An 18,069-nucleotide genomic window follows, 5' to 3' on the forward strand; every position below is an offset into this window, starting at 1 on the left:
GCGACGACTTGAGGAAATCCGCGAGGCCGGGCCATCCACGGCCGCATGACCGGAACGGGGACGGGGGACGATCCGCAGGTCGCCCGGTCAACGCCGCCGGCAGGCCGCCGCCTTGGCGACGATGGTCGGCTCGTCGAGCGGGTTGGCCGGGTGCCGCGAGAGGCAGAGGGGCGACTGGACCTTGAGCGGGGCGGCCAGGCCGGCGTCGGCGTTGTGGACGTAGAACCGGCCGGCGGTCAGCCGCGAGACGTCGTCGCCCGAGCCCCCTTTCTGGCGGATCAGGTCGCGGACCGCCTCGATGGCGGCGGGCGAATTCATCTTGCCGTAAATATGGGTCGAGCAGTTGCCGACGAGCTTGGCGTCGACGTCCTTCGGGTTCTGGGTGGCGAAGACCAGCCCCAGGTGGTACTTCCGCGCCTGGGCGCCGAGCCGCAGCAGGCTCTCGCGGCAGGTCGAGGATCGCATCGAGGGGACGAAGTCGCGGGCCTCGTCGATCACCAGCAGCCCCCGCAAGGGCCGCTCGCCCGGGTCGGGGTTCTTCTTGATCCACGAGAAGAGCGTCATCGCGAGCTGGTTGAGGAACCGCTGCTGCGCCGCCAGGCTCGGCAGCCCGACCAGGCTGACGACCGAGACCCGCGCGGGGTCCGCCAGCCGCGACGAGCCGAGCAGGCGGTCGGGGTCGAAGGGGGTCCCGCGGGTCCGCAGCAGGGGGTCGGTCGCCATCTCGGCGAGCAGGGCGTCGGCCATCTGGACGGCGAGCTTGCCCTGGGTGCTGATCCCGGATCCCGCCTCGGGCGGGAGGTCCTGCAAGACCTCGATCAGCTCCTGGATCCGGCCGCCGCCGCCCCGCCTCGCCAGGTAGCGGAGCACGTCGGCGAGCACGCCGAGCTTGTAGGCGGACGACTGGCTCCGGCCCTTCGCCACGACCGGGCCGAGCGACTCGACGACGCACTGCACCGCGGCGTCCAGCTCCTCGCGGTCCTCGGCCAGGGCCGCAAGGTCGGGCAGGGGCTCGAACCAGAGCGGGTTGCCCTCGGCGCGGTTCGGGGTCCAGACCACGACGCGGCCGGCGACGTGGTAGGCGTCGGCCTTGCGGCGGTCGTCGTCGCCCCAGTCGGGCGGCGGCGAGCCCCAGCGCTCGTCGAGCGCGGCGAGGTCGTTGGCGCAGTCCACCACGATCGACGGCACGCCCGCCAGCGCGGCCTCCTCCACCAGCCGCTTGAGGAGCACCGTCTTCCCCGACCCCGCGCCGGCGATCACCAGCGTATGCTTCTCCAGCAGCGCGATCGGCAGCTCGAACGGGTCGCCGAGCGTCCCGCCGACGACGCGACGCCCCAGGGGGATCGACGGGGCCGAACTCGACGCCCTCTCCCCGGTCGATGCGGGCGGCTCCGCGACGGGTCGCGGTCGGGCGGCTTCCCCGTTCGTCGGCGCGTGAGCGGGCGGCGCGGCGGGCGTGAACGCGTCGCCCACGATCCCCCGCAGCAGGGCGAGGTCCGAGGCCGGCCGGCGGGCCCTGAGCCAGGGGAGGAACTCGGGCTCGTTGCGGGCCCTCAGCTCGTGGAGCGCGTGCAACGTCCGCAGCTCGTCCTCGGAGGGCCTGAGGAAGACGCCGCCGAGGCTTTCGAAGCGCGCGGTCTGCTCGACCGTCTTGGCCCCTCCCGGCGCGGCGATCGACCGCACGACGGCCAGGCGACGGAAGGGGAGGCTGCGGTCGATGCCCGAGGTCGTCAGGGCCGAGGTCAGCCGGCTCTGATAGGCGTTCGCGTTGGAGGCCTGGATGGCCCGGACGCAGAAGTGCTCCTCGCGTTCATCCTCCCTGTGGAAGGTCCGCCGCAGCCGCGCGTGCAGCGGGGCCGTCTTCGCGCCCCCGGTGAACGTCTCGTCGACCGTCGCGTCCACGTCCGGCGCCTCGGGCGCCTCGAGGATCAGGCATCGCAACCCCGACCGGATCAGCGGGGCCAGCCGCTCGTCGTCGTGCTTCTCCTCCAGGATCCGGCCGGGATCGGCCTGCTCCCGGAGGGCCTCGAACTCCTGATCGAGGCGGCCGCGGGGGATCGGCCGGCCTTCGCATGCGCATGCCGCCCCGGCGCGGTCGAAGGCCGTCAGCTCCACGACCTCGCCGTCGCGCAGGCACTTCTGCACGTGGGAATGGCAGCGCTTGAGGATCTCGCGCGGGTTGTCGGCGACGGAGCCCTCGAAGGCCTCGGGCCGGAAGGGGTGGGACGGGTACGGGGGGGTGAAGCCGGCCGCGCGGAAGGCGGGGGCGAGCCGGCCCTGGACGATCGCCCGCGCGACCTCGGCGGTCTGAACGATCAACAGTCGGAACGGCTCCTCGAAGCGATCGAGGGCCGCGCGCAGCACGGATTCGCCCAGGAAGTCCCAGGTGGTCTCGATGCACGAGACGACCGTCAGGGTGGCGCGGGTGACGTCGCGAAGGGCGCCCAATCCGCCGCCGATCTCGGCGATGATGGCCTCGGCGGTGGCCCGCTCCTCGGTCGATCCGTCGCCCTGCCGCCGGAAGTGGAGCTGGGTGACGATGGGGTCGAGCTGATCGAAGGCGAGGATCGCGGGGCCGCTCAGGCTCAGGAACCACGAGAGCGCCTCGATGATCGACCTGGGCGGCTCGGCCTCGGCGGTGAAGCCGAGGGCCCGGCGGTCCTCCGGCTCGAGCGCCTGGCCCTGGAGCCACGTCTGGCCCTGGTTCGAGGTCGTGAAGTCGTCCGAATTCATGCAGATGACGGCGCGGATCACGTTCTGATACTTCATCGTCTGCTCGGGCCAGACCCTGTTCATGGCCCCGAGCACCTTGTTCACGTCGCCCCGGAGGTCGTCGCTCTTGTGGTCGGCGAGCGTCTTCAGGACCTCCGCGACGGGCCGGTTCGGGCCGAGCTTCTCGATGATGTGCCCCAGGATCCAGCGATACTGGGGGACGTCGTCCTCGATCTGCTTCTGGAGCGAGTGGACGTAGCCCTGCAGGACGCACGCCCAGAAGTTCCGGACGTCGGTCAGGTCGACCATGATGAACGGGTGCCCGCGCCGCGCCGCCTCGCGTCGGAAGGCGCCGAGCAGGTGCGTCTTCCCCGTGCCGCCGGCCCCCGTGAGGGCCCAGCCGAGCGGCGAGCCCGGGCCCTGGGCCCGCTCCATGTCGTCGAGCTTGCGGCCGAACGCGGCGCGGAGGTTCGCGTGCAGCTCGGGGACGTCGGACGCGGGGCGGCCCCAGACGTCGTTGAGCCGGACGGCCCAGTCGAAGTCGACCGAACGGAGGACGTCGAGCCCGTTCATGAGCCCCGCCCCCCCAGGTACACGACGTGCCGCTCCTCGCCCGACGGGGTGTGGAACACGGCGTCGCGGTCCTCGGGCCGGATCTCGCGAGGGTCGTCCAGCCGATACAGGGTCGCCTCGCCCCGCGTCTGCAGGTCGAGCAGCGCCCGGTCCAGCGCGGCGCGGGGCACGGCGGGCAGGGCCCGTCGCAGTTCGGCGAGGCGGACGCGGACGTTGGGTCGCCCGCCCGAGGCCGCGTAGTAGGCCCGCGTCGCCAGGGCCGCGACCTCGCCGTCGAGGGCGGGGGCGGGGGCCGGAGCCGGGGCGAGCAGGTCACCGAGCGAGACGTCGCTGCGGTCCAGGTAGCGTTTCAGGCCCAGGAGGAAGAGGCGGAAGACCTCGACGCCCGCCGGCGTCCGGGTGTTCAGGTCGGCGTCGAGATGGGTGCCCAGCCACTCCCAGCCCTCGTCGGTCAGCGACAGGGCCAGGGCGGCGGCGCGGCCCCCCGGGGGCTTGCGCTTGACGGCCTCGACCAGCCGCGCGGCCTCCAGCCGCTTCCGCGCCGGGGCCTCCAGGGCGGGCTTGACCTCCTTGTTCCAGGCCTCGCCGCCCGTCGCCGCCAGGCGCCAGAGGAAGAGGACCTCGATCGGCTTCAGCTCGAGTTGCGGCATCGTCACACCCTTCCCTCGACGGGCGTCGACGCCCGCCGGGACATGACCACGTCCCGGACCTTCTCGACCGCGAGGGCGACGTCGTCGACGACCTCTCCCTCGGGCAGGCGCAGCACCAGGTACCCGCTGATCGCCAGCTCGTAGTCGCGGCTGCGGTCGCTGGAGAACGCCCGCAGGTCGCTGTGGAAGTAGTAGCCGTCGACCTCGACGACCACCTTGCCCGCCTCCCAGAGCAGGTCGACCAGGAACCGCGACCCCCGCGTCGTCTCGACCCGGACGTTGAAGCGGAAGAGGCCGGCCAGCTCGGCGTCGCGCCCCAGCCGGGCCGCCAGCGCCCGCTCGCCGCCGCTCGAAGGGTTCGGGAGCCCGACGAGCGGCGACAGCCGCGTCCCCGCGCCCGATGCCTCGACGACATCGACGCCCTCCGCATCCTTGATGCGAACATGGGTCGCGTCGAAGGCGACGGGGTCCAGCTCCTTCGAGGTCTCGTGCACCTCGGGGACGACGACCAGGACCCGCGCCGGGGCCTCGCCGGCGAGCCATTCGGCGGCCCTCGCCAGGCCCAGGAGCGCCCCGGGGGGCGGGGCCTCGTCGTCGGTCGCCAGCGCGAAGAGCAGGGGGGACGGGTCGATCGCGCGGGCGAGCCCCCGCGCCGCGGCCGTCGCCGTGAACCCCTTCGGCAAGGGCCGGCGGCCCCGCTCGGCCAGACGCCGGGCCGACTTGAGCCACGCGTCCGGGGCGTCGGGCCCGCCGCACCAGTCCGGCCGCATCGCCAGGGCCAGGTCCGCCATACGCCCCACCACGTCGTCGATCAGCGGCGTCAGCCGGGGCAGCCGACCGTACCGGACCGCCACCACCCGGAAGCCCTCGCCCGCCGCCCGATCCTCAAGCGCACCCAGCACCCCGCCGATCATCCCCCGCGCCGCGAACGCCGCCCGCGCCGAACCCACCGCCGGCAGGGGGAATCGTTCCAGCTCGTCCGCGAACAGGATCGACATCGATCATGTCACTCGAATCAACGAACTCTCGCCCCAGGAATTCCTGGATGCCTGGATCGTACGCCGCCCCGAAGGCCGCCGCAACCAACCACGCATCGAGCCGAAGCGACGGCCGCTCGAGGTCGCTCACGCCCTTCGGCTTCGAATCGGCTCCCTTCGCTCCGGGGATCGAAGCTCGAATTCGACGCAAGTCATTCCATGTTTGATTGTTATGTTGAAATCAAATTGGCTTCGTTGGCCGAAATCGTTTTCATTTTCGGCCCCTTTCGCGGCCGATCTCCAAGTCGGACCGCCCGGCGGTCGACGCTAAGGCGCAACCGGCCACACTGTTACCGTACGACACGAATGCGCGTCAGGAATGCGGAATCGGCGAGGCCGTCGTCGGCGTCAGAGATAGAGGCCGCCGTTGGGGCTGATGATCTGGCCGGTCAGGTAGCTGGCGTCGTCGCTCGCGAGGAAGGCGACGACGGCCGCGACTTCCTCGGGCGTGCCGAGCCGGCCGACGGGGATCCGCCGCAGCATCTCGCCCTTCAGCGACCTGGGGAGGTTCGCCAGGATGGGCGTGTCGATCCAGCCCGGGGCGATGGCGACGACCCGCACGCCGGCCTCGGCGACCTCGACGGCCACGCCCTTGGTGAAGGCGATGATGCCCCCCTTGGCGGCCGTGTAGGCGGCCCCGCCGGGGAGCCCCCGCAGGCCCGCCACCGAGGCGACGTTGATGATCACCCCCCGGCCCAGCGGCAGCATGCGCCGGAGGGCCTCGCGGGTGTTGTAGAAGGTGCCGTCGAGGTGCACGCGCAGCTTCGTGTGCCACACCTCGTCCGCCATCTCGTGGACGGGCACGGGGGGGCTCGCGTTGCCGGCGTTGTTGACCAGGACGTCCGGAGGCATGGCGAGTTCGTCGAGCCGGGCGAACAGGGCCGCGACCGAATCCGCCCGCGAGACGTCGGTGGGGATCGCGATCGCGTCGCCGCCGTCGCCCCGGATCTGCTCGGCGGCCTCCTCGCCCTTCGCCTCGTCGATCTCGGCGATCACGACCCGGGCGCCTTCCGCCGCCAGCCGCGTCGCGACGGCCCGGCCGATCCCCGATCCCGCCCCGGTGACCACTGCAACCCTGCCTTGAAGCTTCATATGGATCTCCACCACTCTGCCGGCGTTTCGACGTCGAACTCGTCAGGCGGCGGGCCGTCGCGAACGGAGCCACCAGCCGGCGACGAGCAGCCCGGCGACGGCCAGCGTCGAGGGTTCGGGCACGGGCGTCGGTTGGATCGGGCCGGTCGGTTCGGTCGGCGGGGATCCGTCGGGGTCGGCCGCGGCGTCGAGTCGGACGTCGTCGATGACGAGGTTGGGCGTGGGGAGCCAGTTGGGGTCGCTCGGCGAGCCGAAGGCCGGATCGAGGGTCCCGCCCGAGGCCGTCATCCGCACGGAGTCGACCGCCTTGAAGTCGAGTTCGGCGAGCGTCGGCCCGTCCGGATTCAGGACGAACGTCCGCGAGCCCACGAGTTGGCCCTTCAAATAGCCGTCGACCTGAACCTTCAGGTCGTCGTTCCACGCCGAGGTGAGCTGGGCGCTCGTGAAGCCGAACGGGGTGGGGCTGCTGATGACGGCCGAGGTCGTGCCCGGCGTGGCGACGGACAGGGGCAGCCACGCGACCTGGGAGCCCGACGTCGCGCCGTGGACGTAACCGTTTGCGGCATAGAGGTTGTTCCGCCACCAGTCGAGGTTCATGACCTCGACGTTCTGCCAGTCCAGGCCGCCGTAACCGCTGTAAATCGGCATCTCGCCCACGACGCCGTAGACGTCCTCGAACGTCAGCAGCTTCGACGCCCGCGCCGATCCGCCCCCGCCGAACGTCACGCCGAACGCCAACAAACTCGCCGTCACGGCCGTCCTTGACCACATCATGTTCGCGTCTCCTCGCTGGAGCCGGGCCCGCCGCCGATCCCGGCCGGTCGAAACCCCGCCGATTGAGGACGCTATCCGCAGGTCGCCCATCGAGCAAGATCACATGGATCGCTTCGGGAATCCATGCCGACGCATGCGGGACCCCACAAAGAGGGCGCCCGGTCGACGAGGGGCTGGCGGACGACGCTCGACGAGCCACCGGGCTCGCGGGCGTGCTGCGCCGCGAGCCCGGCCGCGGTCAGCTCCAGTCGCCCTCGAAGAGGGGGCGGATGGTGCGGTCGGACTTGTCGAGGTGGAGTTCGCGGAAGACCTCGGCGTCGTCCTCGTCGCGGGGCTCGGCGTCGAGTTCCAGGTCGACGCCCAGGTCCTCGGCGGCCTCGCGGCCCCCGATCAGGACCAGCTCGGCCCCCTCGTGGTCGAGGAACGCGGGCGGGTCGACGGGCGACCAGCGGCGCGAGCCGAAGCGGTTTTGAAGCTCCTCCGGGAACTCGACCCGGCGATCCTCCTCCAGGCCGACGCCCGCGGGAGAGCCGGCCTCGGGGTTCTTGACGGCCAGCGCGAAGCGGCCTTCCCGCTCGATGTGGAACGCGCGCTGCACCTCGCCCGGCTCTTCGGGGACGGCCAGGGCGTAGGCGAGGATCGTGCTCCGCCCGTGTCGCACCAGGGCGTACGAGCCCTCGCCGGCCGGGCGGGCCTCGGGCAGCGTCCGCTCGCCCACCGTCTCGGTCTCATACGTCGAACCCGCGAGCGCCTCGCGGAGCGCGTCGGGCGCGTCGAAAATGCGGTCGACGAAGGCCCAATGGCTGCGGCCCTCGTCGGCGGCCTCGGGGAGCGTCTTGCGGCCCACCGTGATCAGCCGCAGGCCGTCGCCCCCCTCGGGACGCAGGACGACATGGAACCGCCGCACGTCGACCAGCCCCTGCGGCGCGGCCTCGTCCACGTCCGGCCGGTAGAAGAAGAAGAGGTCGCCTCGCTCCAGCACCGGGCCCTCCGCGCCGGGCTCGACCTCCCGGCCCCGCAGCCCCGGCTCGCCGGCCTGCTCCTTCATCGGCTTCGGGTCGCTCGCCGGCTTCGGCCCGGCGACCTTCGCTTTGGACGGGGCCGACTTCGACTTCGCCCCCGCGGCCTTGGTCTTCGCCCTGGAACCGGCCTTCGCCTTCGTCGCTCGCTTCTCGGCCATGATCGTCTCCCATTCCCTGTCCTAGAGTCTTGTCGGGGACCGTCGCCGACGGCCCCTCCGGGATACTGAACTAATGTATCCTGCAAGTGGCGTGCCCGGTTCTGGGAGAATCGCCCCGCGAACCCGGGCGCGTCGGGGCGGGTCTATCGAGGTCGAGGGGTCGTCGCCGGCGCGGGGTCGCCCGGGTCGAGGGTGAGGAGGCGGGGACGATGGCCGTGGCCGAAGGGACGCCGGCGCTCGAGGTGATCGAGCTGACGAAGACGTTCGGGCGTCGCAAGCCGGTGACGGCGGTCGCCGGCCTCTCGTTCGCGATGGCGCGGGGCGAGATCCTGGGCCTGCTCGGGCCCAACGGGGCGGGCAAGACGACGACGATCCAGATGCTGCTCTCGACGCTCACCCCCACGTCGGGGCGGATCCTCTACGACGGCCGCGACCTGGCGCGGCACCGCTCGGCGATCCTGGCGAAGGTCGGGTACGCGAGCGCCTACTCGAAGCTCCCCTCGCTGCTGTCGGTGGAGGAGAACCTCGACGTCTTCGCGCGGCTCTACGACATGCCGGCCGGCGATCGCAAGGCGCGGACGCGGGTGCTGCTGGATCGGTTCGGGATGTGGGACAACCGCAAGCGGACGATGTCCGCGCTCTCGGCCGGGCAGACGACGCGGGTGACGCTCTGCAAGGCGTTCCTGCCCCGGCCCGAGATCGTCCTGCTCGACGAGCCGACGGCCTCGCTCGACCCCGACGTGGCGCTCGAGGTCCGCGACTTCGTGCGCCAGCAGTGCGAGGAGGACGGCGTGTCGGTCCTGCACACCTCGCACAACATGGACGAGGTCGCCGAGATCTGCCACCGCGTCGTCTTCCTCGACCGGGGCCGGATCGCCGCCGAGGGCCGCCCCTCCGAGCTGGCCGCGACCGTCGCCTGGGCCAAGGTCCGGCTCAAGGTCGACCGCGGCCTGGACGACGTCGCCCGCATCGCCGCCGCCCGCGAGCTGGATACGACCCAAGAGGAGGGGGGCGTGATCGAGGTCGAGATCGACGAGCCCGACGTCGCCGGGTTCCTCGCGGCGCTCGCCTCGGCCGACGTCCGCTACACCGAGATCGCGATCCGCAAGCCGACGCTGGAAGACTATTTCCTGCACATCGCCCGCCGCCGGGGCGAGCCCGACCCGGCGCCGACCGCGCCCTGAGTTCTCATCCTTTCACCGCCGACGAGTGATGTCATGAGCTGGCTCCGGATCCAGGGCGTCGTGATGCGCCACCTGTACCTCTTCCCGAGGACCCTCGACCGCTGGGCCGAGTCGATCTACTGGCCGGTGATCGACCTGACCCTCTGGGGCCTGACCAGCCGGTGGGTCGAGTCGTCGTCGTCCGTCCCCCACCTGGCGCTCGTCGTGCTGACGGGCGTCGTCTTCTGGCAGGTGGTCTACCGCGCCGACTACGAGATCTCGGTGAACCTCCTGGAGGAGTTCTGGAACCAGAACCTGGTGAACCTGTTCGCGACCCCCCTGACGGTCTGGGAGTGGGCCACGGGCCTGGTTTTGCTGGGGATGATCAAGAACGTCTTGACGATGGTGGTGGGGGCCGGGGCGCTCTGGCTGCTCTACCGGCTGAACATCTTCGACGTCGGCTGGACGATCCTGCCGTTCGTCTTCTCGCTCCTGATGTCGGGCTGGTTCATGGGCTTCACGTCGTCGGCCGTGATCATCTATTTCGGCCGTCGGCTGCAGATGGTGGCGTGGATGGCGGGCTTCGGCCTGGCCCCCTTCAGCGCCGTGTACTACCCCGTCGACGCGCTCCCCGGCTGGGCGCAGGTGGTCTCGCACGCCCTGCCCATGACCTACGTCTTCGAGGGCATGCGGCAGATCCTCCGCGGCGGCCCGACCCCCGTCCGCGAGCTGGCGATCAGCTTCGCGCTGAACATCGCATACCTCACCGCCGCCGTCGCGTTCTTCGGCTTCATGTTCCACAAGAGCCGCAACCGGGGCCTGGGGCGGCTGGATTGACGAGGACGGATTCGAACCTTTTCATGATCGCCGGTCGTCCTCAATTTTCCCCCGGGGTCGGCGAACACATTCCACGTCCCGCGCCCGACCGTCCGGGCCGCCTCTCGCACGATCCAATCCGGGATACGAACCGTGAAGTGTAACAACGGCCTGCTCTTGATCATCGTCGGCGCCGTCCTCGTCCTGTCGCCGATCTTCCTGCACGCGATCTCGAACGCCCAGGACAAGGAGCGGATCGAGCGGTTCTACAACAGCAATTCGAACCACGTCGTCCTGCCCAACGCCCTGGAGCCGACCGACTTCGGGGGCTCCCACTGGGCCTGCCTCGGCCTCGGCGCGGCCTTGACCTTCATCGGCGTCGGCCGCTCCCGGCCGGTCTCGACGGCCAAGCCCACGAGCTGGGCGACCGCCGAGGTCTGAGGGACTGCCGGCCCTTGAAGGTCGAAAGGCGAGGCCTTTCGACGGCATCCCCTCGCGAGGGGAAGGCCGTCGTCCGGGGCTCCAGCCGACTCTTTGGAACGGTCTCCGACAGCCGCCCGGTTCGCCGCGGTAGGCCGGGCGCGTCGGCCGAAATCGTGCGCGACCCGCGTGAGCGGCCGCCCGCCGCCGTGGCCGATCTCGCGCACGAGCGCGCGGAACTCCTCCGCGAGTACCGCGAGCCCCGCGTCTCCCCGGGCCTGCATGACCCTCCGCCAAGCGTGCGCCGTGCCGAAGGAGTCGTACCGGAGGACGACCGGCCGCGGCCGCCCCCTGGGATCGCCCCCGGGGCGGGGGTATGATCGGGCGGGTGCGAGGCGCGGCGGTCGCCGCCGAGACGCGTTGGAACAGGATGGCAGGATCATGAGAACGTCGCGGGTCGCGTTGTGGCTGGTGGTGTGCGCGTCGGTCGGGGCGGCCGCGGCGAGGGCGGGCGACGCGGCGAAGCCGGCCCCGGGCGGGGAGCTGACGGCGAGCTGGATCTGGCTCGACCAGGAGGAGACGACCCCCTACAACCAGACGATCCTGGCGAAGAAGGGCTTCACGATCGAGCGGCCGTTGCGGGGGCGGGTGCGGATCACGGCCGACAGCTCCTACCGGCTCTCGATCAACGGCCGGTGGGTCAACGACGGCCCCTGCCGGGCCTGGGCCGAGCACTACCAGTACGACGACTTCGACGTCACGCCGTACCTCCGCCCGGGCGAGAACGAGGTCGCCGTCGTGGCGCGGTACTACGGCGTCGGCGACTTCCACAGGGTCCCCAAACGCGCCGGGCTGCTCGTGCAGATCGACGTCGAGGAGGGCGACGAGCGGACGACGACCGTGGCCAGCGACGCGTCCTGGATGGTCGCGCCGGCCGAGGCGTGGATCCGCAACACGCCCAAGGTCAGCATCCAGATGGAGCCCGCCGAGCTGTACGACGCGACCCTCGAAGCCGCCCCTCCGTACGGGCCGGCGAAGGTCGTCGCGACGGCGACCGGCGGCCCCTGGAAGGACCTCCGCCCGCGCGACGTCGCCCTGCTCACGCGCCAGCCCGTCGCGCTCAGGGCGTTCCTGGGGGCGAACGTCGTCCGGGCCGAGGGCTGGAACTTCTGCCTGCCCGCCGCCCGGCTGGTCCACCCCGGGCTGATCGAGGCCAACAACAACACGAGCTGCGCCTGCGGCCTGGCGACCCTGATCGTCAACGACGAGCCATGCGAGGTCCGCGTCGAGAACGACAACATCGAGGTCGCGATCGACGGCGCGACGGCCAAGGACGGCGTCTTCAAGCTCGCCGCCGGCCGGCACCTGCTCCTGGGCTTCGTCCGCAACATCTTCGGCCACGACAAGGAGAAGGCCGTCCGATTCCTCGACCCGAAGGGCTTCCGCCTGGTCAACCCGATGGGCGACGACCAGACGAACCCGTTCTGCTTCCTCGCCTTCCCCGAGTTCGCCGTGGTCGGCGACGACCTCGTCTGGCCCGCCCTCGAAACCCGCCCCGAGGCCGCCAAAGCCGAGCAGGGGTACGACGCCGCCAAGGCCGAGCTGCTGAAGTCGGTCAGGTCGGTCGACGTCTTCCGGGCCAAGCTGGGCGAGCGCGTCAAGCAGATGACCGTCGCCGAGATGTTCGTGCGCGACCCCTACTGGCGGTTCCTGGGCCGCAAGGTCGTCGGGCCGGCCGACGCGCTCGTCTCCGACCCGTCCGCGCTGATGCACGAGTCGCCCTCGGCGACGACCGTCCGGCCCAGCCCCGACGGGGACGTCGAGCTGCTGTACGACCTGGGCGAGCAGAACGTCGGCTACTACGACTTCGAGCTGGTGGCCGACGCCGGGGTGGCCGTGGACGTCTTCGAGGTCGAGTACATCGCGCCCGACGGCCGAATCCAGTTCCCGCTGGGCAACCGCAACGGCATGCGTTACGTCGCCAAGAACGGCGTGAACACGTTCACGTCCCTGAAACGCCGCTCGGGCCGGTACGTGTTCATCACCCTGCGGCGTCAGAAGACGCCGGTGGCGATCCGCAACTTCCGGCTGATCGAGTCGACCTACCCGGTGGAGCAGGTGGGGAGCTTCGCGTGCAGCGACCCCCGGCTGGATCGGATCTGGGCGATCTCGACGCGGACCCTCAAGCTCTGCATGGAGGACACGTTCACCGACTGCCCGCTGTACGAGCAGACCCACTGGGTCGGCGACGCGCGCAACGAGTCGCTGCTGGCGTACCAGGTCTTCGGCGCGACCGACCTGGCGCGGCGCTGCATCCGGATCACGGCCGACTCGATCGAGCGATACCCGTTCGCCGGCTGCCAGACGCCCTCGTCGTGGGACGTGCTGATCCCGGCCTGGAGCTTCCTCTGGGGGATCTCGATCTGGGACTACTACTGGTACACCGGCGACGTCGAGGCCCTGCGCGCCTTCCAGCCCGCGGCGCTCAAGAACCTCGAAAGGGCCGAGAAGTACATCGACCGGCACGCCCTCTTCAGCGGCCCCTTCTGGAACTTCTTCGACTGGTCGGGCATCGACCAGAACCGCAAGACGGTCGTGCACAACAGCCTCTTCTTCATCGGGGCGATCGACGCCGCGCTGAAGTCGGCGGAGGTCCTCGGCGACCACTCGCGCGACGACTGGCTGAAGGCGACCCGCGCCCGGCTGGCGACGGGGGTGAACGCCCTCTGGAACCCCGCGAAGGGGGCGTACCCCGACTCGGTCCGCGACGACGGCGAGCCCAGCCCGTCGACCAGCCAGCACACGAGCTTCCTGGCGGTGCTGTTCGACGTCGTCGACCCGGCGAACCGGGCCGCCGCGGCGAAGAACGTCCTGGCGCCGCCGGAGGGCATGGTGCGCGTCGGCTCGCCGTTCGCCGCGCTCTACCACTACGGGGCGATGGAGGCCCTCGGCCGCGAGGACGCGATCGTCGCCGAGATCTACAAGAACTACCTGCCGATGCTCGACGCCGGCGCGACGACCGTCTGGGAGAGCTTCGCCAGCGGCACGACCGGCGGCGGCGGCTTCCCGACGCGGAGCCACTGCCACGCCTGGTCGTCGGCCCCCAACCTGTACCTCCCGCGCATCATCCTGGGCGTCCGGCCCGTCGCGGCGGGCTCCGCCGCCTTCGAGATCAACCCCAGGCCCTCGGGCCTGTCGTGGGCCAAGGGGACGGTCGTCACCGCCAGGGGCCCGGTCGTCGTCTCGTGGACGCTCGACGACAAGGGCGCCCTGGCCATCCAGGCCGCCGGCCCGAAGGGCGTCGCGCTGACCGTCGGCCGCAACCCGGAGACGGCCGGCAAGGCCGTGACGTTCAACGGCCGGCCCGCGCCGTGAGGCCGGCGTCGCCGCCCCCCGCGGGCGATCCTTTTGTAAGCATTCTCGGCGTGCTTCGTTAGATCTTGATGTTCGTTCGCGGCGACGCCCTCGACGTCAGGGCCGTCTTGAAAAGACCTCCGCCGGTCCGAACCTCATCCGTGTTCGCGAGGAATCAGCAGGAGTCGCACCATGAGAGCTTCGTGGCTTGGCGGACCTTTCCTGACGGCGGCCTGCATGGTCGCGGCGGCTTCCCCCGCCCGGGGGTTCCAGCAGGCCCCGACGCCCGCCTCCGCGGCCCTGGACGCCATCGCGACGAGGTTGGAGGCCCTGCCGGACAAGATCGAGGAGCGCCTCAGGGAGCGTCGCGAGGCTTTCAGCCAGCCCGCGCAGGGCGGCGGCGCGGCGCCCGGATTCGTCGTCCGCTTCTCCAAGCGCTGGACGCCCGGCCAGACGATCACGGTCGCCTTCCGGGGCGGCAGCGAGGCGAGACGCCGCGAGATCGCCGACGTGGTCTCGGAATGGACCCGGTACGCGAACCTCAAATTCGACTTCGGGCTGAATCCGGCGACCGGCAAGTACCGGACGTGGCAGCCCACCGACGCGACCTACGCCGCCGACATCCGGGTCTCGTTCGACCGCCGCGGCTATTATTCGCTCGTCGGCACCGACGGCATCGACGACGTCATCACCCATCCGGGCGAGGAGTCGCTGAACCTGGAGCGCTTCGACGTGAACCCCCCCGCCGACTGGAAGGGGGTCGCGCTCCACGAGTTCGGCCACGCCATCGGCTTCGAGCACGAACACCAGGGGGGGCCGGCGTGCGACTTCCGCTTCGACGACGACGCCGGCTACGTCCGGACCACCGACGGGGTGGGCCAGTTCGTCGCCGACTCCGCGGGCCGTCGGCCGGGCCTCTACACGCAGCTGGGCGGGCCGCCGAACAACTGGAGCCGCCAGAAGGTGGACTTCAACCTGAAGCAACTGCCGGCGTCCAGCTCGATGGTGGCCGGCCCGTTCGACAAGCTCTCGATCATGAAGTACTACTTCGACGCGTCGATGTTCGCGTCGGGCCGGATGAGCGAGTGCTACACCGACTTCGAGAACGTCGTGCTCTCCGCCCAGGACAAGGCGGGGGCGGCCCAGGCCTACCCGCACGACAAGGACGAGATGGCCGGCGACCTGTTCATGCGGTCGAAGCTGTTCAAGGAGCTGTCCGAGAACCGGCAGGTGCCGGCCAAGTTCCGGGGCTTCTACGAGCGGCGGCTCAGGGACGTGGACGAGATCCGCAGGCGGCTCAAGGACCATTGACGCGAACCGCCCGCCGCGCCGGGACGGCGTCGACCGCTCGGGGTTCGGAGGGCCGCATGACGAGCCGAGCCGTCGACGCCCCCGACGGGGATCGCGCCGGGGGCGTCGAGGCGCATCCCATCGAAGGCGCGATCGACCGGAAGCTCGGCGTCCGGCCGCGCCGGCCACCGATCCGAACATTTCGCATCTTATTGTCATCCCGCGCGGTCGGTCCTCGATCGATCGCCCGGGCGTGGCCTCGCGAAGGCCGGAGCTGCGTCCATCCTCGGCCACCTCGCCGTAGCGAACGATCCGTCCTGCCCTTACGGCTTCACCGGCTGGGGGCGGTTCTTTTTGATTTCCCGATTTCATGCCATTTAAAGCATCTGCAAGTCGCCGCGTGGGCTTCATCCCGCCCCATGATTAATATTCGCATCATTAACGAACGGACATCCTTGTAAGAGAACGGCGCAGGTTGTTAGAATGCGACCCGACCACCGGGACCGCATGCATTCTCCAGGGGATGTCGCGCGGACCTGGGGTCTTCCAGCGGATCGCCGCCCGGCCGGGGAGTCCCCCCGGCCCCCGGATCCACGTCCGAGGACGCAGCCTCTCGACGCCGCGTCGAGACGTCGACGGTGCGGCGAGGATGCCCGGACCGCGCGACCCGCCCGATCCTCAGGGACGAGGCTTCACCCAGACGTCGCCACTCATCATCAGCCCTCATCCGGACGACCGGGAGAATCCTATGCTTCAAATGTCTCGTCGCCTGAGCCGTGCGGCCTTGGTCGTCCTGGCGGCGACCCTCGGCGCCGCGTTCGCCGCCCCGCCCTGCACGGCCGGCGTGATCATCAGCCGTCCCCCCAAGGGCGGCATCACCCCCATCGCCGACCCCATCTACCAGTTCTCCTTCGAGGCGTTCCTGGATGCCGGATCCACGCTCACGCAGTTCGATACGATCACCATCTTCGGCGTCCCCGGGGTGAACGGCCTCTCCTTGACGGGCGAGCCTGTTTCTCCGACCGGCACCGGCTGGGACGCGGACATCGTGACGCAGTCGGATCAGTTGCCGTGGCCCGGCATCATCTCGCAACCGCTCGTCGATTATGCGGACGTCACCTTCACGTTCGTTTTCACGACCGGAGCCGGCGCGCCGATCTTCAACGGGGGGCCGTCGCCGCTCTCCCTGGGGATCTTCACGATCCAGACGTACGACAATTTCCCCTTCATCCGGTCTCCCCTCACCCTGCGTTACCACACCTCCTCGAACGGCGGCACCGACGGGACCGTGACCCTCTTCCTGGAGAGCGTCCCCGAACCCTCCTCGATCCTGATGCTGGGGCTCGGGGCCGTCGCGCCGGTCGTCTGGGCCCGTCGCCGGCGTCGCGCGGCGGCCTGACGGCGTTCGCGGCTCAACGCGCGTCCTGAGTCTCCGGGGGCGGGACCACCGCCCCCGGCGGGTCGAGGATGACGTCGAGGCTGTCGATCTCGGCCCGCCCGTGCCCCGGGGCGAACGACACGCGGTTCGGCCCGGCGTGGAGCGGGAGGCGGGCGAAGGCGACCGACCACCTCCCGCCTCCCGAATCGGCATAGGCGATCGTCCCCGCCGGGCGGCCGTTCACCAGCAGGCGCTGGTCGATGCGGTCGTCCGCGGCGGCCGGGTCGGTGCGATAGCGAACGGCCCCCACGTAGGTCCCCGCCTTCTCGACGCCGACGTCGAAGGTCACGCGAGCCTCGGGACCGGTCAGGCCGACGACCTTCGAACCCCCGGATCCGTCGTCGCCGACGGCCCGCGCGGGGCCTTCGAGGCGGGCGGCCTCGGCCTCGAACCGCAGCCGCCCGGGCTCGCCGGAGGGGAGGGGGATCGGCCGGTCGGGCGACTTCGGGACGCCGAAGTCGGGAAGGCCCTCGGCGTCCCAGCCGAACGGCTGCGCGCGGATCGAGCGCGACCAGCCCGAGCCGGGCCGCTTGGCCGCGTGGTAGACGATCCAGTCCTGCATCCCGTCGGGCGACTTCGTGAACGAGCAATGCCCCGGCGCGACCACGCCGTCGCCGCTCGCGAAGACCGGCTTCCCGGTTTTCATCCACGCCGCCGGGTCGAGCGGGTCCGCGCCGGCCTTCAGCGCCAGCATCCCCAGGCAGTAGGAGTCGCTCCAGCTCCCGGCCGCCGAGTAGACCAGGAACACGCGGCCGTCGCGTATCAGCGGCTGGGGCCCCTCGTTGATCGTCGGCGGCCCCGCGGCGGTCTCCCACGGGAACGTCGGCCGCGACAGCTCGACCCGCGGCCCGGAGATCGTCAGGGGGTCGCCCATCGGCGCGATGTAGATCCGCTGGTCGACGTTCCGGTCCCCTTCCCAGCCCGACCAGACGAAGTACAGCCGCTCGGACTCGCCCGCGCCCATTCGCAGCACCGAGCCGTCGATGGCCCAGCGGTCCGAGGCGGGGTCGGCGATCTTGCCATTCAGGAGGAAGGCCCCGTCGAACGGGTCGGCCGCCGGGTTCTCCAGCACGACCATCCGGTGGTTGGCGTTCTCGCCGTCGTCGGCCGCGACGTAGATGTACCACCGCCCGCGCAGGTGGTGGACCTCCGGCGCCCAGACGTCGCGGCTGAACGGCGTCCCCGGGGTCGGCTCCCACACGACGCGGCTCTCCGCCCCGCCCAGCCCCGAGATCGTCTTCGACCGCCGCAGCACGACGTTGCGCCCCGTCGTGTGGGTGACGTAATACCAGCCGTCGTCGTGCCGGAGGACCCAGGGATCGGCCCCCGACGGCGCGACGATGTTATGGAAATCGCGAACCTCCTGCGCCCCGGCGTCGCCGGTCGCGACCGCGAGGATCGTCCCGAGCAGCAGCATCGTCTTGCTCATCGCAGAAGCCTCCTCGGGCCGACCCGATCGCCGTTCGCCCGCCCCGTTCGGCGATCCCCCATCATGACCCCGCGTCGGGCGGATCGAAAGGCGTGAGCCGGCCGCGAGGGCGAATCCCGGATTTCGGGACGCGCGGCCCCT

The 18,069-nt window shown here is 71.0% G+C and carries 13 protein-coding genes; 6 read left to right on the plus strand and 7 right to left on the minus strand.

Annotation, left to right across the window (positions count from 1 at the left end):
- Positions 1 to 87: 87 nt before the first annotated feature.
- From PZE19_RS27920 to PZE19_RS27945, 6 genes are all read right to left on the minus strand, one after another.
- The gene (locus PZE19_RS27920; protein WP_277863883.1) at positions 88 to 3,285 is read right to left on the minus strand and encodes an ATP-binding protein; all 3,198 of its coding nucleotides are present in this window, start codon (positions 3,283 to 3,285) and stop codon (positions 88 to 90) included.
- A complete protein-coding gene (locus PZE19_RS27925; RefSeq protein WP_277863884.1) occupies positions 3,282 to 3,935 on the minus strand; it encodes a hypothetical protein in 654 nt (217 codons plus the stop codon). Before PZE19_RS27925 ends, PZE19_RS27920 begins: the two co-directional genes overlap by 4 nt.
- 2 nt (positions 3,936 to 3,937) lie before the next feature.
- Positions 3,938 to 4,933, minus strand: a complete 996-nt coding sequence (locus PZE19_RS27930; RefSeq protein WP_277863885.1) for an endonuclease domain-containing protein — start codon at positions 4,931 to 4,933, stop codon at positions 3,938 to 3,940.
- A gap of 387 nt (positions 4,934 to 5,320) precedes the next feature.
- Positions 5,321 to 6,064 (minus strand): SDR family NAD(P)-dependent oxidoreductase, encoded by a 744-nt coding sequence (locus PZE19_RS27935; RefSeq protein WP_277863886.1) that lies wholly within the window; start codon positions 6,062 to 6,064, stop codon positions 5,321 to 5,323.
- 42 nt (positions 6,065 to 6,106) lie between these two features.
- On the minus strand, positions 6,107 to 6,838 hold the full coding sequence (locus PZE19_RS27940) for a PEP-CTERM sorting domain-containing protein (protein WP_277863887.1): 732 nt from the start codon (positions 6,836 to 6,838) through the stop codon (positions 6,107 to 6,109).
- A 238-nt stretch (positions 6,839 to 7,076) separates the two neighbouring features.
- Positions 7,077 to 8,018, minus strand: a complete 942-nt coding sequence (locus tag PZE19_RS27945; protein WP_277863888.1) for a hypothetical protein — start codon at positions 8,016 to 8,018, stop codon at positions 7,077 to 7,079.
- A 209-nt stretch (positions 8,019 to 8,227) separates the two neighbouring features.
- Here PZE19_RS27945 and PZE19_RS27950 point away from each other — a divergent pair, with 209 nt between their 5' ends.
- The 6 genes from PZE19_RS27950 (at position 8,228) to PZE19_RS27975 (ending at position 16,460) form a co-directional block, all read left to right on the plus strand.
- Positions 8,228 to 9,202 carry an ABC transporter ATP-binding protein gene (locus PZE19_RS27950; RefSeq protein WP_277863889.1) on the plus strand — a complete coding sequence of 325 codons (975 nt, stop codon included), beginning with the start codon at positions 8,228 to 8,230 and terminating at the stop codon, positions 9,200 to 9,202.
- 33 nt (positions 9,203 to 9,235) lie between these two features.
- Positions 9,236 to 10,018 carry an ABC transporter permease gene (locus tag PZE19_RS27955; protein WP_277863890.1) on the plus strand — a complete coding sequence of 261 codons (783 nt, stop codon included), beginning with the start codon at positions 9,236 to 9,238 and terminating at the stop codon, positions 10,016 to 10,018.
- A 132-nt stretch (positions 10,019 to 10,150) separates the two neighbouring features.
- Positions 10,151 to 10,438, plus strand: a complete 288-nt coding sequence (locus PZE19_RS27960; protein ID WP_277863891.1) for a hypothetical protein — start codon at positions 10,151 to 10,153, stop codon at positions 10,436 to 10,438.
- Between the two features lie 420 nt (positions 10,439 to 10,858).
- Positions 10,859 to 13,792 (plus strand): alpha-L-rhamnosidase-related protein, encoded by a 2,934-nt coding sequence (locus tag PZE19_RS27965; protein ID WP_277863892.1) that lies wholly within the window; start codon positions 10,859 to 10,861, stop codon positions 13,790 to 13,792.
- Positions 13,793 to 13,963: 171 nt separating this feature from the next.
- Positions 13,964 to 15,082 carry a zinc metalloprotease gene (locus PZE19_RS27970; protein WP_277863893.1) on the plus strand — a complete coding sequence of 373 codons (1,119 nt, stop codon included), beginning with the start codon at positions 13,964 to 13,966 and terminating at the stop codon, positions 15,080 to 15,082.
- A gap of 736 nt (positions 15,083 to 15,818) precedes the next feature.
- Complete coding sequence (locus PZE19_RS27975; RefSeq protein ID WP_277863894.1) at positions 15,819 to 16,460, plus strand: PEP-CTERM sorting domain-containing protein; 642 nt, start codon at positions 15,819 to 15,821, stop codon at positions 16,458 to 16,460.
- Positions 16,461 to 16,473: 13 nt separating this feature from the next.
- On the opposite strand, the gene PZE19_RS27980 is transcribed toward PZE19_RS27975, so the two are convergent.
- Positions 16,474 to 17,928, minus strand: coding sequence for a family 43 glycosylhydrolase (locus tag PZE19_RS27980; RefSeq protein WP_277863895.1), 1,455 nt, complete (start codon positions 17,926 to 17,928; stop codon positions 16,474 to 16,476).
- Positions 17,929 to 18,069: the final 141 nt, after the last annotated feature.

Source organism: Paludisphaera mucosa, from assembly GCF_029589435.1.
GTDB lineage: Bacteria > Planctomycetota > Planctomycetia > Isosphaerales > Isosphaeraceae > Paludisphaera > Paludisphaera mucosa.

Bases quoted from the DNA above. Each gene is read 5' to 3' on its own strand.
- PZE19_RS27920 (WP_277863883.1), bottom strand. From the start codon at position 3,285: ATGAACGGGCTCGACGTCCTCCGTTCGGTCGACTTCGACTGGGCCGTC.
- PZE19_RS27930 (WP_277863885.1), bottom strand. From the start codon at position 4,933: ATGTCGATCCTGTTCGCGGACGAGCTGGAACGATTCCCCCTGCCGGCG.
- PZE19_RS27945 (WP_277863888.1), bottom strand. From the start codon at position 8,018: ATGGCCGAGAAGCGAGCGACGAAGGCGAAGGCCGGTTCCAGGGCGAAG.
- PZE19_RS27950 (WP_277863889.1), top strand. From the start codon at position 8,228: ATGGCCGTGGCCGAAGGGACGCCGGCGCTCGAGGTGATCGAGCTGACG.
- PZE19_RS27975 (WP_277863894.1), top strand. From the start codon at position 15,819: ATGTCTCGTCGCCTGAGCCGTGCGGCCTTGGTCGTCCTGGCGGCGACC.
- PZE19_RS27935 (WP_277863886.1), bottom strand. From the start codon at position 6,064: ATGAAGCTTCAAGGCAGGGTTGCAGTGGTCACCGGGGCGGGATCGGGG.
- PZE19_RS27980 (WP_277863895.1), bottom strand. From the start codon at position 17,928: ATGAGCAAGACGATGCTGCTGCTCGGGACGATCCTCGCGGTCGCGACC.
- PZE19_RS27925 (WP_277863884.1), bottom strand. From the start codon at position 3,935: ATGCCGCAACTCGAGCTGAAGCCGATCGAGGTCCTCTTCCTCTGGCGC.
- PZE19_RS27965 (WP_277863892.1), top strand. From the start codon at position 10,859: ATGAGAACGTCGCGGGTCGCGTTGTGGCTGGTGGTGTGCGCGTCGGTC.
- PZE19_RS27940 (WP_277863887.1), bottom strand. From the start codon at position 6,838: ATGATGTGGTCAAGGACGGCCGTGACGGCGAGTTTGTTGGCGTTCGGC.
- PZE19_RS27955 (WP_277863890.1), top strand. From the start codon at position 9,236: ATGAGCTGGCTCCGGATCCAGGGCGTCGTGATGCGCCACCTGTACCTC.
- PZE19_RS27970 (WP_277863893.1), top strand. From the start codon at position 13,964: ATGAGAGCTTCGTGGCTTGGCGGACCTTTCCTGACGGCGGCCTGCATG.